The organism is Propionibacterium sp., from assembly GCF_047719395.1.
In the GTDB taxonomy this organism is placed as follows: domain Bacteria; phylum Actinomycetota; class Actinomycetes; order Propionibacteriales; family Propionibacteriaceae; genus Propionibacterium.
The window spans coordinates 1-14,910 of record NZ_JBDNTB010000034.1; the positions used below are offsets into that span (position 1 = coordinate 1).

The following is a 14,910-nucleotide window of genomic DNA, read 5'->3' on the forward strand; positions in this document are numbered from 1 at the left end:
CCTGCTCGAGACCGGCGGCTTCAGACCCCACCTACACCCTCATCTGTGAAGAGCCCTGAAACGTGGCAGGTCCACGTTCACCAGCGACAGGCCCACCACCACTGATCTGCATGCGGGGCCCGGCAGCGTCTATCAGCCGTGAGTGGAACATCAGCTCGGTGGGTCGGCTCTCCAGTTGCCAGGCCAGATCTCACACGGTCGAGCGACGCAAGCCGTCCGCGACGATGACCGCGCCATAGCCACCCTGTGTGGCAGTCGGGAAAAGTTGCTCGGACGATGTGACATCACGCAACGTGGCAGTTCGGTGGTTGAACTGTCCGCACCCACGACGCAAACACCTGTCGCCCGGTAACCGACGTCCGGTCGCCGTGCGAGTGTGCGACACGCCGGTCAGCCGTCCGTCGCCATCGTAGGCGTCGGTGGCAACCTGCCCACCGGGGCCGTCGAGGTGTGCACCCGAGACATCACGTCACGAGTCAACGTGATCGTGTGCCCGTTCGCGTGGGTCGATCTGAGGTTTACCCTGAATTCCGGACAGGTGGTTGTTTGGTCAGGCAGCCATGGGGACCATCGGCTCGGGCTGTTCGGCGAGTTGTTGCTCGTACTGTAGCGGGCTGATGCAGCCGATTGCGCAGTGGCGTCGGCGGGTTTTGTACCAGCCATCGATCCAGGCGTAGAAGCTGCGGCGGGCGTCAGCGATCGTGACGAACACATGCCGGTGGCAGTGCCGGTTCTCGAACACGGACCAGAACGATTCGGCGATCATCTCGTCCCAGCACACCCCCGGTACGGCCCATGGACCGCAAGATGTCAAGTTCGCGGGCGGTGTCGGCCAGTTGCTGACGGTGTATTGGGCGCCGCGGTCGGCGTGGAAGATCACCTTCGCGGGCAGTTCGCCGCGCAGGGCAACGACCTGGCGCAGGGCGGCATCGACCACGTCGGCCCGCAAGTGGTCAGCGATCGTGCGGACGAATACCCCGCGAGCACTCTGGCAGTTCCCTGACAGGGGAACCAGTCAGGACGGGGCCAACCCCACAACAACGGAAGGGGTCCCCAGGCTCAAGGGGTCTGGAAACCCCTTCAGGTCAGCCGGCTGTCAAGGCTTGCAGCCGATGGGGATCAACCCATCCATCACTTCCATGAAGTGGCGGGCCCCCGCCACAGTGTCGGTCACTCGCCCGGCATGTCGATTTCGCCCAAGGGCGCCCAGCCATCCTGGTCGACCTCCACGCTCACCACGCGAGGGCGACGGGATGCGTACTGGCCCTGGGTGGCCATGGCGGTGCGGAAGTGCTCGGATTCCACGTGCTCCTTGCCCGCAGCCTTGTCTCGGTATGCCTCCAGCAGGATGAACTGGTTCGGGTCGTCCACCGAACGCGACCATTCGAACCACAGACAGCCCGGCTCGGCGCGGCAGGCCTGGGTGAAGTCATCGACCAGCTCCAGGAATTGACCGGTGAACTCCGGCTTGACGTCCCATTTCACGGTGATCGCAATCATGGGTTCATCCTTGCGCGCGTGAGCGCGCACACAAGTGGAAATCCGCCCCCGTGGACTGCTTCAGCCCTCGTCGGCGACGGCGAAGTCCACGATGTCGCGTCGTAGTTGTCCGACCAGTGCACGAGCTGTGTGGCCCAGCTCACCGGCGCCCAGAGCTGCAAGGCCGGGGGCCGAACCGATCTGACCCGCCAGGTCGATGACCTGGCGCACCCAGCGGATGAAGTCGCCGGGCAGGAAGCCCGATTCGTCCAGCACAGTGGCCAGGTCCGCACCACGGGCCCACAGCCACACCGCCTGGGAGAAGCCGATGTCGAGATCTCGTCCGCGCTCCACGCGATGCTTGCGCTCGGCACCACCGACATCGCGCCACACGGCCCGCAATGCTCCTTCAGCCCGAGCGCTCACCTCGTCGGGCATCCGAATCGCCCCGGAGCTCGATGCCCTGGCCTCGTAGACCAGGCTGGACAGCACTGCGCCAAGTTGAGCGGCGTCGATCCCGTTGAACACGCCGCGGCGGATCGCCTCGACCGTGACGAGATCCAGCTCGGTGTAGATCCGGGTGAGCACCGTGCCCGGCGCCGGCAATTCCTGGCCTGCCTCAGGGTCGAGATAACCCATCGAATCGAGCACGGCGCAGGTGCGGTCGAAGCGGGCCGCCACCGAATTGGCCCTGGCTGCGCCGCGGGCCTTGCTCACCTTCTGTTCGCGTTCCAGCCGAAGCGCCCGCTCGGCGATCCTGGCGTGGCTCTCCCGATCCGGGCAGCCGTGGCAGGGGTGCAGCATCATCGCGGCACGCAGCTCATCGATCTGGGCGGTGAGGCCCTCATCAGGTGAGATGTCGGAGGGCGATGGCGCGCTGTCGTCCAAGGATTCCACCCGGGCATCGAATGCGCGGGCCAGGGTGCGGCGGTCGGTGGCCGAGTGCACATTGAAACGACGCGGAATCCTCACCTTGCCCTTCGTCTGCGGTGGCTCGGACAACTCCGAGGCGGACAGCTTCACCAGCTGGTGCTCCGCGGTCATCACCAGCGGATCGGGCTCGTGGCGATCCTTGCCGACAGGCCTGACCACGACGAACCACCCGCGATGCCGGCCACTCGCAATACTGCACAGATCCCCAGGAGTGAGGTCCTCCAGGGCATCAGACACGGCCGCCCGGCGGTCCTGGCGGCGCAGCCGCGCCCGCTCGTCCTCCAACTCACCGACCTGTTCGCGCATGCGAGCGTATTCGACGAAATCGCCCCGGGAGCACTGCACCTGGGCCCACAGCCGGTCGGCGCGCTCCTGCACGGCGCTGTTCTGATGTGCCAGGGCCACCACTTGCCGGTCGGCCTGGAACTGTGCGAACGACTGCTCCAGCAGCCGCCGGGCCCTGTCGCGGCCAACGGTGTGCACGAGATTGACGGCCATGTTGTAGTTCGTGGTGAAGCTGGAGCGCAGCGGGTAGGTGCGCCGGCTGGCAAGCCCCGCCACTGCCCTGGGGTCCATTCCTGCTTGCCAGAGCACCACCGCGTGGCCCTCGGTGTCGATCCCGCGACGCCCGGCGCGGCCGGTGAGCTGGGTGAACTCACCGGGGGTGATGTCTGCGTTCGTCTCGCCGTTGTACTTGACGAGACGCTCCAGCACCACCGTGCGGGCCGGCATGTTGATGCCCAGTGCCAAGGTCTCGGTGGCGAAGACCAGCTTCAGGAGGCCCTTCGTGAAGCCCTCTTCCACGATGGCCTTGAAGATCGGCAGCAGCCCGGCGTGGTGGGCTGCGATGCCCCTGGAAAGGCCCTCCACGAATCCGCGCCAGCCGAGCACATCACGATCGGCGCGGCTCAGCACTGCACCATGGTGCTCGGCGATCTCGCGCAGTTCAGCCGCCTCCCGGCGGGAGGTGAGGCGCACTCCCGAGTTGAGCAGCTGGCGCACGGCCGCGTCGCAGCCCTTGCGGCTGAAGATGAAGTAGATGGCGGGTAGCAGTCCGGCACGGCTCAGCGCGTTCACCGTTGCTGATCGGCTGGGGGTCAGCCTCGGCCCGTCATGGTGACGGTCGGTATAGCGCCCAGAACTCGCCCCGCCGAATTGGCCCGAGCCGTAGTGCACCTGCCGCTTGCCGCGCCCGTTGCGTCCGCGAGGGCGTCTGGAGTCGTCGCGCTGCTCGCGAGACTCCTGCTTTGCCAGATTCACCAACCTCGGGTTCACGCGGTTGTGTTCGTCCTCAAAAAGGTCGAGCAGCTCGTGTCCGGCCATGACGTGCTGGTAGAGCGGCACCGGGCGTTTCTCCCAGACGATCACGTCGACATTGCCGCGCACGGTGTCGAGCCAGTCGCCGAATTCCTCGGCATTGCTCACGGTGGCTGACAGCGCCACAATCTGCACCGATTCGGCCAGTCCGAGGATGACCTCTTCCCAGACTGCGCCGCGGAAGCGGTCCGACAGGTAGTGCACCTCGTCGAGCACCACATAGCCGAGCGTGTCCAGCCCGCGCGAGCCGGCGTAGATCATGTTGCGCAGCACCTCAGTGGTCATGACGACCACCGGTGCGTCCCCGTTGATGGCCTGGTCACCGGTGAGCAGGCCCACCTGCGCACTGCCGTGGCGCTCCACCAGGTCGTGGTACTTCTGATTGCTCAGCGCCTTGATGGGCGTTGTGTAGAAGCAGCGGCGATTCTCGCGCAGCGCGCACTCGCAGGCGTACTCCCCCACCACCGTCTTGCCAGAGCCGGTGGGCGCGGCGACCAGCACGCCATGACCCAGGTCGATGTCGGTGCAGGCCTCCCGTTGGAAGGGATCGAAACGGAAACCGTAGCCGGTCTCGAACTGGGCCAGCGGCTCGCTGATCTCGGGCGGAGGAACACTCACGCCTCCACCCTAGTGAGCGCGGTGGCACCCAGGTCCACTGAACGAACGCAGTCGCGCTCAGGTCCACCGAACGAACGCAGTCGCGCTCAGGTCCACCGAACGAGCACAGCCGCACTCACGGAGCGACGAGGACGTCGAGACAACCTGGATCGCAGCGCATGTCCAGTGGTCCCGGTCCGATCGGTTCGCCGTCCCCGGTCGCCTCCTGCCAGTCGCCATCCAGCACGATGCGGCGGCAGCGGAAGGTCTCCACCTCATCGATGGCTGCGATACCGCCCGAATACAGCGCGGGCAGAGAACGCGCCAGCTTGGTCATCCGCACAGGATGCACGACGGTCACATCCAGCCGTCCATCGGACGGATCGGCCTCGGGACAGATCCTGATCCCCCCGCCGATCACACCGGCATTCCCGACCGCCACCAGCAGTGCGTCGAGATTTCGGTCGGGGCCGCCGTCGATGCTCATCCGATAGCGCTCCGGGCGAAAACTGCGCCGCTCTGCCAGCAATGCCCACACATAGGAGAGCTTCCCCAGGTCAATCGGGGAATTGTTGACGTGCATATTCACTGCGGCGTCATATCCGGTGCAGACCACCGATCCGACATGGCAGAAAGGCTGGGAATCGCCACTCCGCGCTTGGAGCATTGGTTGAGCATCGCCATTCTGGGTGTGGTGGGTGGTCGGATCGGCATGACGCACCAGGTGGACAGCCGTCAGATCAATTCGGCGCGCCACCCCAGCCACGATGGCTGTGACGGCATCCCGGGCACTGCGTGGCGCACCGATTCCGCGCACAAAGTCATTGCCGGTGCCTGCTGGGATCACGCCCAACGAGACGCCACTACCGGCGCAGGCATTGAGCCCGATGCTGGCTGTGCCGTCACCGCCGAGCATGCACAATGCATCCGGCCGGATGCCGGGCTCCGGACCCGTGGCACAGCTGACGGCGAGCAGGGCCTGACGAACCAAGTCATCCGGGTTGGCGGACTGCACCACTCGCAGCTGTGAATCCGGCAGCTCTTGCTCGAGGCGCCGGACGATGCGGGGGAGGAGACGGTGCACCCGCCCTCGCCCAGCAGCCGGGTTGAGGAGCAGCGTGATGTGCCGCGGATCGGTTGATCCCACGGAAATCGCTCATTCGGCGGCGGCAAGCGCTGCCGCACGCCTCTTGTCGGCGCGCTTGCAGATTATCTCAGCGACGACATAGAGCAGCGACATCGGCACGGCAAGCACCGACATCGAGATGGGGTCGGTGGACGGAGTCGCGACCGCAGCGAACAAGAAGCACAGGAAGATCGCAATTCCGCGGAATTTGGCCAATCCGGCACCGTTGACAATGCCGAAGAAGTCCAGCGTCACGAGGATGACCGGTAACAGGAAACTGAGACCGAATACCAGCAGCAGCGTCATCTCGAAGCTCAAGAATTCGTTCGCGTCATTCAGATTCAGCACGCCAGGCGGGTTGAACTGCAACAGGACGGCAAAGCCCTTGGGCGAGATCCAGTAGCCGAGCAGGACACCCATGAGGAACAAGGGCACCGCGGAGAAGATGAAGCGCATGGCCGCCTTCTTCTCATTGGCGAGCAGGCCGGGTGCGATGAAGGCCCACACCTGGTACAGCCAGATCGGGCAGGACAGGATGAAGCCCGCGATGATCGGAATCTTCATGAACAGGGTGAAACCACCGGTGATGTTCCTGGTGGTGATCTCCACCTTGGCATCGGGGTTCGTCGCCTGATACATCGCGATCGCCTGCCTGATGGGGGCGAAGGCGATGTCCATGAGCTGGTTGTAGAACATGAAACACACCATGGCGACGAGGAAAATACCCAGCATCGACACGAGAACCCGGTAACGCAACTCACGGAGATGGTCGATGAGTTCCATCGACCCGTCTTCGTTCATCTCCGGCGGCCGCAACATCGCGGGAAGAATGTGGCGGCGGGTTCTCTGATGTCTTGTTGGGCCCCCGGACGATGAACTGCCGTCAACGGTGGTGGCCATATCTACTCCGGGTCAGGAGTTCTGGCCGGGGTCGACAATCTCTCCGTCGACGATTTGCTGCGGAACCGACTGCTGCGGGGGCTGTGCCGCGTATTGCTGAGGATTCTGGGGCGCATACTGCTGCGGTGGCTGATAGGGCTGCGCAGGAGTCTGCTGATAAGGATGGGCCGGAGCGATCTGTTGCGGAGCCGGCGGCTGTTGGGGCTGCGCCTGCGCCTGAGCCACCGGGGCACCCGGTGCGGCAGCACCCTTCTTCTGATCGTCGTCGTGGAGATCGTGAGTCTCTTGCTTGAACTCCTTGATCGCCTTCCCGGTGGCCTTGCCCAAGCCGGCGAGCCGCGAGCCGCCGAAGATCAGGACGGCTATCAACAGTACGATCAGCAGTTCTTGCCAACCCAAGTCCATGAGTAACTCCCTCAGAAGGTGCCAGATCAGGCCGGGCCGGCCACGATACCACCACAAGAGTACAGCTCGGGCTAAGTCGTCAACGCGGTGCGTTGACCCGGAAACTGGCGAAGGTGCGTTCGGTTCAGTCCGTCAGCACTGTTCACAAGCTCCCGTAGAGCTCAAGTGCCTGTGTTGCGCGACGCCGCGCCTCACCGGACACACCTGGGGGATCCACGCGCAACACCCCGGGGCCCAGTCGCAACAACAATGTCGTGATCCAGTCGGGATAACCGACCCGGAATGTTGCTCTGAGCACGTGATGGGAAAGCGATCGCGTGTTCACCGTCGGGTAGTACTCGACCACCCATTGGGCTTGCGGCGCGAGATCGAGGGTGACCTGCGGAGTTCCCTCGTCCAGCCAATCGTGGTCGCGAGGCGGATCTCCGTGATCCTCGGCATGTCCCCCGGTGAATTCTGCGGCGGCGATTCGCTCCACCCTGAAAATTCGCCATGCACCGGGGGTGGTGCTCCAGGCATGCAGATAGGCGATTCCTTCGCGCACCTCGATCACCGCCGGGTCGACCACCGGATGGGTCGTCTCACCGCGGGACGCATTGTCGTATTCCAGCCGCAATCGCTTCTTGCTCTCAATTGCGCGGCGAACCGTGTCCCGCACCACGCTGCCACCCGAGGCCAGCTGAATGGCAACTCGTTCGTCACCGGTCTGCGGCACGACCCGTCGCAGTTTCTCTGCTGCCCGGGCCGCTGCCCCGGCGAGTTCGCCGGTCGCCAGTTCCTGAATGGCGGTGAGGGCCATCACCAGGCTGGTGGCCTCATCAGCGGTGAACCGCATCGGGCGCGACAGGTAGTCGGCATTGGACAGCCTGATGACACCTTCACCCTCGACCGCATCCATGTCGATGTCGATGAGGTCACCGGGCAGGCGGCCCGGCAGGCCGCACATCCACAGCACGTTGAGGTCTTTTAGCACCTGTCTGGACGTGATCCCGAAGGTGGTCGCCACCTCCGAGACCTTCACGCCCGGATGTGCCCGCAGGTAGGGAACCTCGGCGAGCAGCCGCCGGACCTGGTCGTAGCTGGTCATGAGTTCTCCTGAGCAACGGCTCGCAACATGGCGATCACCTCGTCGCGCAGATCCGAGGGCGAGATCACCAGGGCATCGGGGCCGGCAGACGCGATTTCGGACGCGAAGTCACTGGCGGTGCTGAACGGCACCCGATAACAGCCGAAGTCATCGGGCAGGTCGCAACCGGCCTCCACCGGCGTACCGGCTCTGCGCAACCAAGGCACCCTCTGTCCTCGGACAGCCACCACGGCAAAGTTGTCGGGTGCCCCGGGTTCCAGGCTCGCAGCCATCGCGGCCAGATCGACGTCTGCGGGGATCTCATATCCGCCGGGCGCCCCGGCCACCTGCGGTACGTCATCCATTCGGCTCATCTTGAACACCCTGGGGGCATCACGGTTCACGTCGTGACCGAGCAGGTACCAACTGCCCTTGCGCCAGCGCACGCACCACGGCTGAACCGTCCGCCGGCCCCTGCCCCGGTACCCGAAGGTGATGACAGAGCGTTCCAAGGTGGCATGCCAGCAGATGTCGAAGGCAGGCTCGCTGGCACTGATGTGCGGCGCGAGCGCGTCGAGCCGCTCAGCGTCGGGATCGATCCCGGCAGCGCGGAGCTTGTTCAGCGCCGCCACCGTGCCCCGAGCGGCGCTGGCCTGCTGCCACACACCGGCCGCCAGTCCGAGTGCGGATCGCTCCTCGTCGTCGAAGGACACTGCGGGCAGCTCGAAATCGGCGCGCGGAATGCGATAGCCGGTCTCGTCATCGAAGTAGGAATCATTGGAGCCGGTGACGATGGGCACGCCCAGATCCCGGAGTAGGTCCTTGTCGCGTTCGAACTGCCGGTTGAAGGCCTCGTCACTGAGGTCCTGGTACTCCTCCACCAGCGTGCGCAGCCGCTCCTTGGTGACGAACTGCCGCGCCAGGAGCAGAGCGATCGTGAGATTCATGAGGCGTTCGGTCGCACGGGGTGCCACGCGCGTGAGGCTACCAGCGGGTCCGCCATCGGAGCGGTTGACACGCGCCAGCAGGCGTTGCCACTGGACGAATGGCTCCTTGCAGGTGTTCCTGGCGGCGACGGGCACTGCCCCGCGGGCGTGCCACCATGGACGGCGTGGAGCAGCCCAGTCGCAATGCACGCGATGTCGTCGCCCCCGCCCCGCCGACGCGAGGCGCCGGCCGCTTCGCTCCCTCGCCCACCTCTGAGCTGCATCTGGGAAATTTGCGCACCGCTCTGCTCGCCTGGCTCGTGGCACGCGCCGAGGACTTGAGCTTCGTGGTGCGCATCGAGGACCTCGACCGGGCGCGCGTTGCCGCAGCTCCTGGCGTGGCGGATCACCAGTTGCGCGATCTGGACGAATTGGGCCTGGACTGGGACGGGCCGGTGCTGCGTCAGAGCGACCGGATCGAGCTGTATCGGCAGGCCATCGAAGGGCTGAACGGCTACGAGTGCTTCTGCACCCGCAAGGAGATCGCCCTGGCGTCAAGTGCACCGCACCAGGAAATGGGACGCTACCCGGGCACCTGTGCCCATCTCGGTCCGGAAGAACGCGAACGCAGGCGCGCCACCCGGCGCCCGGCATGGCGGGTGCGTGCACACGGCGCCCGTCAGCAGGTGCACGACCGGTTCGCCGGAGTGCTCACCGGCGACGTGGACGATTTCGTGCTGGTGCGCAACGACGGGACTCCGGCGTACAACCTTGCGGTGGTCGTCGACGATGCCGCGCAATGCGTCACACAGGTGACCAGGGGCCGGGATCTTCTGTCATCCTCGCCGCGACAGGCCTGGCTGGCCACCACGCTGGGCCACCCTGTGCCCGACTATGTGCACGTCGGTCTGGTGGTCGATGGCCAGGGCAGACGGCTAGCCAAGCGCGATGGCGATCTGACGCTGCCCGGTCTGCACGCCATCGGCCTGACCACCCCGCAGGTGGTGGGGATGCTCGCCGACTCCTGCGAGCTTCCGCACTGCGAATCCGCCCAAGAACTACTGCGGGCGGTACGCGGAACCGGGAAGCTGCACTCCCCCGCGCTTGCGGAGGACTGGACGGTGCCCACAACGCTGGCTGCCCCTGGTCCGCGCTGAACCGTCGATCAACTGACCCACCGACCGGGCCTGTACAAAGACCCATCGAAGACCTGGCCTCACCCAGAGGTGCGCCCTTCTGGCATCAGGAGGCGGACGCGGGCTGGGTGAACAGGATGTCGACGACGAAGACCAGCGTCGTTCCTGCGGAGACGCTCGGAGTGGAATTGCCATTGGGGTAGGCCATCGAACCGGGCACGATGAGCAGCACACGGGAACCGACCGTCTGATCCACCAGGCCCTTCTGCCAGCCCTCCAGCGTCGAGGACAGCGCGCCGCTCACCGGCGATGGATTGCCATTGTTGTAGGTGGTGCTGATCACCCGGCCATTGCCCCACTCCACGCCGAGATTGTTCACGGTGATGGTGTCACCGGCGGAAACCTTCTTGCCAGTGCCCTTGATGAGGGGCTGGATCACGAGATCGCTGGGTGCCTTGGCATCGGCCGGGAAGGAGATGGTTGGGTTGTTGATGTCTCCGCCCACGGCCGGCAGTCCGGCTGGTGGCGTCACGGTTTCGCCGGAGGGCTGGGTGAGCTGAACCGAGTCGATGTCCACGACGAAGACCAGCGTGTCGCCCACCGAAATGCCGGCCTGGGTCGAGCCGCCGGCGGAGTCGTAGCCGTCGGCGCCCGTGATGGCCAGCAGCACGCGGTCGCCGACATGCTTGCCGTCAAGGCCCTTGGAGAAGCCGGAAATGACCTGGGCGAGGCTGAAGGAGGTGGTGGATCCCCGACTGAAGCTGGAATCGAAGGTCTTGCCCGTAGTGGCATCGATACCCAGATAGTTGATCTCCACGGTGGAGTCGCTGGCGACCGCAGCACCGGTGCCGTTGATCAGCACCTTGCTCATCGTCTCGTCCACCTTGAGCGGCCAGTCAGCCGTCACCGTCGGCGTCTGGTTGAAGTCCCCGGAGACGTGGATATCGTCCAGCGAGGTGATCACTCTCGGCGGGGTGCTGGCGGAACTCGTCGAGGTCGCGGTGGCCGATGCCGACTCCGAGCCACTGGGTGATTCAGCGCCCGAGGCATTGCCCTTCGAACAACCCGCCGCGGTGACCAGCAGCATTCCGGCGACCAGCGCACCGGTGACGGTGAGCCAGCGTGGATTGCGGAAACGGCTGTGGGTTGAACGGTTGTCAGAAGAGGTCGGACGCACGGGGGTCATGCTAGCCGACCATTATTTGCCGTCACCGCAGCCGCACTGGTACGTGCCGTCACGGATCCGGCCGGGCAGCGGCCGAGTGACATGTGCACCCGCTACATGTGCACCAGGTCGAGCAGTTCGCCGAGTTCTTCCCGGCTCAGCTCCCTGGTCTCTCCGGCCTGCAATCTGCCCAGGCGGACGGGTCCGATTGCGATCCTGGCGAGCTTGCGCACCGGATGGCCGACCGAGTCCATCATGCGGCGCACGATGCGGTTGCGCCCGGAGTGCAGCGTGATCTGCACCATGGTGTGCTCGGGCCCGCGGGTGACCAGTTTCACCTTGTCCGCCTTGATGAAGCCGTCTTCCAGGGTGACGCCCTTTTCCAGCCGGCGCAGCGTGCGGTTCTCGAGGAGTCCCTCGGCATCCACCAGATAGGTCTTGGGCACCTCGTAGCTGGGGTGGCTCAGCCGGTGGGCGAATTCGCCGTCATTGGTGAGAATGATGAGCCCATCGGTGTCGGTGTCCAGCCTTCCGACATGGAAAAGGCGTTGGTGGCGCGGCACGTATTCAGCCAGAGTGGGACGATCCTGCGGGTCCTCCATCGTGGAGACCACCCCGCGAGGCTTGTTGAGCAGCAGATACAGGTGGCGGCGCGGCGGCGGAATACGGGCGCCATCCACCCTGACGGTGGCATGCCCGGGGTCCACCCGGGTGCCCAATTCGGTGACGACTCGCCCGTCCACCTCCACCCTGCCCTCGACGATGAGTTGCTCGCTGGCACGGCGCGAGGCGATGCCCGCCTGGGCCAGCACCTTCTGCAGCCGCACGCCCTCGGTGTCGCGTGGTTCATCGGTCATGACTGGTTCTCCTCATCAGCAGATGCCTGCTCCATGACGCCGGATTCCGATCCCGTCCGGTCGGCAAGATTCGACAACTCGGCCTCCAATGCGCTGGCATCGGGCAACAGCGGCGCGATGTCGGGCAGCTCGGACAAGCTGTTCAAGCCTAGACGGCCCAGAAAATAGCTCGTGGTGACCAGCAGGCCCGCGCCGCTGTGGTCATCGGTGCCCCGCTCCTCCACCAGGCCACGGGCGATGAGGGTGCGCACGACGGCATCCACCGTGACGCCGCGCACCGCGGAAACGCGTGATCGCGGCACTGGCTGCAGATAGGCGATCACCGACAAGGTCTCCATCGCGGCCTGGGACAGCCGGTTCTGGCCGCCGGCCCTCACCCAGGCGGCGATCCGATCGTGGTATTCGGGACGGGTGGCATATCCCCAGGCCCCACCCAGTTGCCGCAGCTGGAAGCCTCGACCAGACATCGTGTATCGGTCGGCCAGTTCACGCAGAGTCTGCTCCACCAGCGGCACCGGGGCACCGGCAGCTTCTGCGAGGACGACCGGCTCGAGGGGCTCCTCTGCCATCAGCAGTAGGCACTCCAGAAGCGGTGCGATCTCCTCGGCGCTGGGCGGAGTGGCATCGGCGATGGACTGCGTGCTTGTTGGACCAGGGCTTGCCGTGCCGGAATCAGCGGGTTCCTCCCTCACTGAATCCTTCGCCACTGAATCCTTCGTCATGAGTCCTCCCCGTGTTCGGTGCCGTCCGCCGACATGGGGCGGGTTTCCGGTTTCGGTGACCCTGAATTGGCGCCGGATTCCGCACCTGTGGAGCCCGTAGTCATATCCGTCCCTGCGGGGCGGTCGAATTCGTCGCTGATGTGCATCTCACCGGTCTGCCGGCCGGTCCACCGGATGGTCAGGTCGCCAAGCGGGACCATCTGCTCGAAGGCGACCGCGGCTCTGCGGAACAGCTCCAGCAGCGCCAGGAAGCGCGCCACCAGAGTCATCCTGTCGGCATCGGCGGTGAGCGCCCGGAAGGTGAGCGAGCCCGCCTCCCGCAGACGCCGCGAAACCACCTCGGCCTGTTCCTGCACACTCACCGTCACCACGTGGAGCTGCTCTACCGGCATCGCCAGCACATCCGGCGGGGACAGCGCACGGACGGCGAAGGCGGCGAGCCCGTCCGCACCACCCGGCAGGGTGACATCGGGCAGCAGGCCCCGGAACTGATCCTCCAGACCGCCGGGCCGCGCAAACACCAGATCCTGCTCAGCCATCCGGTCGGCGAAGATCGCAGCCACCTGTTTGAATGCCCGGTATTGCAGCAGTCGGGCGAACAGCAGGTCACGGGCCTCCAGCAGTGCAAGGTCCTCAGGATCGTCCACCTCGCCGCTCGGCAGCAGACGGGCCGCCTTGAGATCCACCAGAGTGGCGGCCACCACGAGGAAATTGCTGGTCTGGTCGAGGTCCCAGTCCTTGCCCAATGCCTTCAGATGGACCAGGAATTCGTCGGTGACCTGAGACAACGCCAGTTCGGTGATGTCGAGCTTGCGGCGCCCGATCAGCTGCAACAGCAAGTCGAAGGGACCGTCGAAATTCTCCAGCCGCACGTGGAACTGTGCCGCCGGAGCATCGCCTGCGGATTGCTCAGTCACCGGGGCCGTCATGGCGGTCGTGGCCGGACTGGTCGGGATCTGTCGTCGTCGTCCCATCCAGCCGCAGCACGAGGGGCGCATTCTCGCCCTGCTCGGTGAGACCGTTCAAGGCCATCGCGATCGCCTCGCGTACCAGCCTGCCGCGGTCCACCGTGATGCCGTGCCGGGCGCGCAGAGTGAGCCTGGCCTGTTCCAGACCGAGAAGTTCCTCGTTGGACAGGTAGATGGTGATCTTCTCGTCGTGCCTCACCCGCCCGCTGGAGCCTGAATCCGCCAGGCTCTTCCTGCCCGCAGAATTCCTGGCGCCCGAATACCGCTTCCCGGCATCCTTCGAGGACACACCTTCGAACATCCCGTCGGTGGATGACCGCGTGACCATGCCTGACGCAGGCTCCTGCTCGTGCTCGTCCTCGGTGGGGCGGAACAGTTCGTCCGCACCCGGCAGGCTCACTCGTCGTGGCATCGCATCAGCACCTCCTTGGCCAGGTTGCGGTAGGACGTGGCGCCCGGCGAGGAAGGGGCATAGCTGAGGATCGGTTCACCGGCCACATTGGTCTCGGGGAAGCGCACGGTGCGACGGATCACCGTGTGGAAGACCTCGTCGCCGAAAACCTCCAGCACGCGGGCGAAGACCTCCCGGGTATGCAGGGTGCGCCCGTCGAACATCGTGGCGAGCACGCCCAGCAGCCGCAGGTCGGGGTTGAGCCGATCGGTGACCTTGTTGATGGTGTCGGTGAGCAGGGCCACGCCGCGCAGCGCGAAGTACTCGCACTCCAGGGGGATGATCACGCGATCGGAGGAAGTGAGCGCGTTGACCGTGAGCAGGCCAAGCGAGGGCGCGCAGTCGATGAGGATGAAGTCGTAGCGATCCCGCACCGGGTCGAGCACTCGCTTGAGGGATTGTTCGCGTGCTACCTCGCTGACCAGCTGCACCTCGGCAGCGGACAGGTCGATGTTGGCCGGCATCAGGTCGAGGCCCGGCACCTTGGTGGGCAGCACCACATTGTCGAATTCGGCGTCGCGGCTCAGCAGCAGGTTGTAGATGCTCTGGTCGAGAGTGTGCGGGTGCACGCCGAGGCCCAGTGAGGCCGATCCCTGGGGATCGAAGTCCACCACGAGCACCCGGCGATCCAGCTCTGCCAGACCGGCGCCGAGGTTGATGGTGGTCGTCGTCTTGCCGACGCCGCCCTTCTGATTGCACACCGCGACGACAACGGCGTGGGTCGGGCCCTCTCCCAGCGGCGGGACGACGAGCGGCGGGACGACGCGGCCGGCTGCATCGACATGGTTCTCCTCGCCATCGGCGAGTTCGCCGTCAATACCATCACCGGCGGGTTCCTGCGTTGTCATGTCCCACTCCTCAC

15 protein-coding genes are annotated in these 14,910 nt (G+C 65.6%); 1 reads left to right on the top strand and 14 read right to left on the bottom strand.

Annotation, left to right across the window (positions count from 1 at the left end; genetic code table 11):
* Nucleotides 1-550 precede the first annotated feature (550 nt).
* From ABF648_RS07370 to ABF648_RS07405, 8 genes are all read right to left on the bottom strand, one after another.
* Nucleotides 551-937, bottom strand: coding sequence for an integrase core domain-containing protein (locus ABF648_RS07370; RefSeq protein ID WP_415631655.1), 387 nt, complete (start codon nucleotides 935-937; stop codon nucleotides 551-553).
* Between the two features lie 233 nt (nucleotides 938-1,170).
* Nucleotides 1,171-1,500: a putative quinol monooxygenase gene (locus tag ABF648_RS07375; protein WP_415631656.1), complete on the bottom strand. Its 330-nt coding sequence runs from the start codon at nucleotides 1,498-1,500 to the stop codon at nucleotides 1,171-1,173.
* 60 nt (nucleotides 1,501-1,560) lie between these two features.
* On the bottom strand, nucleotides 1,561-4,326 hold the full coding sequence (locus ABF648_RS07380; RefSeq protein WP_415631682.1) for a DEAD/DEAH box helicase: 2,766 nt from the start codon (nucleotides 4,324-4,326) through the stop codon (nucleotides 1,561-1,563).
* A gap of 136 nt (nucleotides 4,327-4,462) precedes the next feature.
* Complete coding sequence (locus tag ABF648_RS07385; protein WP_415631657.1) at nucleotides 4,463-5,473, bottom strand: diacylglycerol/lipid kinase family protein; 1,011 nt, start codon at nucleotides 5,471-5,473, stop codon at nucleotides 4,463-4,465.
* Between the two features lie 9 nt (nucleotides 5,474-5,482).
* Nucleotides 5,483-6,271 carry a twin-arginine translocase subunit TatC gene (tatC, locus tag ABF648_RS07390; RefSeq protein WP_415631658.1) on the bottom strand — a complete coding sequence of 263 codons (789 nt, stop codon included), beginning with the start codon at nucleotides 6,269-6,271 and terminating at the stop codon, nucleotides 5,483-5,485.
* Nucleotides 6,272-6,364: 93 nt separating this feature from the next.
* Nucleotides 6,365-6,757 (bottom strand): twin-arginine translocase TatA/TatE family subunit, encoded by a 393-nt coding sequence (tatA, locus tag ABF648_RS07395; protein ID WP_415631659.1) that lies wholly within the window; start codon nucleotides 6,755-6,757, stop codon nucleotides 6,365-6,367.
* Between the two features lie 142 nt (nucleotides 6,758-6,899).
* Nucleotides 6,900-7,844: a helix-turn-helix transcriptional regulator gene (locus ABF648_RS07400; protein ID WP_415631660.1), complete on the bottom strand. Its 945-nt coding sequence runs from the start codon at nucleotides 7,842-7,844 to the stop codon at nucleotides 6,900-6,902.
* On the bottom strand, nucleotides 7,841-8,797 hold the full coding sequence (locus ABF648_RS07405) for a helix-turn-helix transcriptional regulator (RefSeq protein WP_415631661.1): 957 nt from the start codon (nucleotides 8,795-8,797) through the stop codon (nucleotides 7,841-7,843). Before ABF648_RS07405 ends, ABF648_RS07400 begins: the two co-directional genes overlap by 4 nt.
* A 137-nt stretch (nucleotides 8,798-8,934) precedes the next feature.
* On the opposite strand from ABF648_RS07405, the gene gluQRS reads away from it, so the two are divergent.
* Entirely contained in the window at nucleotides 8,935-9,906 is a 972-nt protein-coding gene (gene gluQRS / locus ABF648_RS07410) for a tRNA glutamyl-Q(34) synthetase GluQRS (protein WP_415631662.1), read from the top strand.
* A gap of 85 nt (nucleotides 9,907-9,991) precedes the next feature.
* Here the strand turns inward: gluQRS and ABF648_RS07415 are convergent, their stop codons facing one another.
* The 6 genes from ABF648_RS07415 to ABF648_RS07440 form a co-directional block, all read right to left on the bottom strand.
* On the bottom strand, nucleotides 9,992-11,062 hold the full coding sequence (locus tag ABF648_RS07415) for an FKBP-type peptidyl-prolyl cis-trans isomerase (RefSeq protein ID WP_415631663.1): 1,071 nt from the start codon (nucleotides 11,060-11,062) through the stop codon (nucleotides 9,992-9,994).
* Nucleotides 11,063-11,163: 101 nt separating this feature from the next.
* Entirely contained in the window at nucleotides 11,164-11,907 is a 744-nt protein-coding gene (locus tag ABF648_RS07420; protein WP_415631664.1) for a pseudouridine synthase, read from the bottom strand.
* Entirely contained in the window at nucleotides 11,904-12,629 is a 726-nt protein-coding gene (gene scpB, locus ABF648_RS07425; protein WP_415631665.1) for an SMC-Scp complex subunit ScpB, read from the bottom strand. Before scpB ends, ABF648_RS07420 begins: the two co-directional genes overlap by 4 nt.
* Nucleotides 12,626-13,546: a segregation and condensation protein A gene (locus ABF648_RS07430; protein WP_415631666.1), complete on the bottom strand. Its 921-nt coding sequence runs from the start codon at nucleotides 13,544-13,546 to the stop codon at nucleotides 12,626-12,628. The genes scpB and ABF648_RS07430 overlap by 4 nt, the downstream gene beginning before the upstream one ends.
* A complete protein-coding gene (locus tag ABF648_RS07435) occupies nucleotides 13,539-14,009 on the bottom strand; it encodes a hypothetical protein (protein WP_415631667.1) in 471 nt (156 codons plus the stop codon). Before ABF648_RS07435 ends, ABF648_RS07430 begins: the two co-directional genes overlap by 8 nt.
* Nucleotides 13,994-14,896 (bottom strand): ParA family protein, encoded by a 903-nt coding sequence (locus ABF648_RS07440; protein WP_415631668.1) that lies wholly within the window; start codon nucleotides 14,894-14,896, stop codon nucleotides 13,994-13,996. Before ABF648_RS07440 ends, ABF648_RS07435 begins: the two co-directional genes overlap by 16 nt.
* Nucleotides 14,897-14,910: the final 14 nt, after the last annotated feature.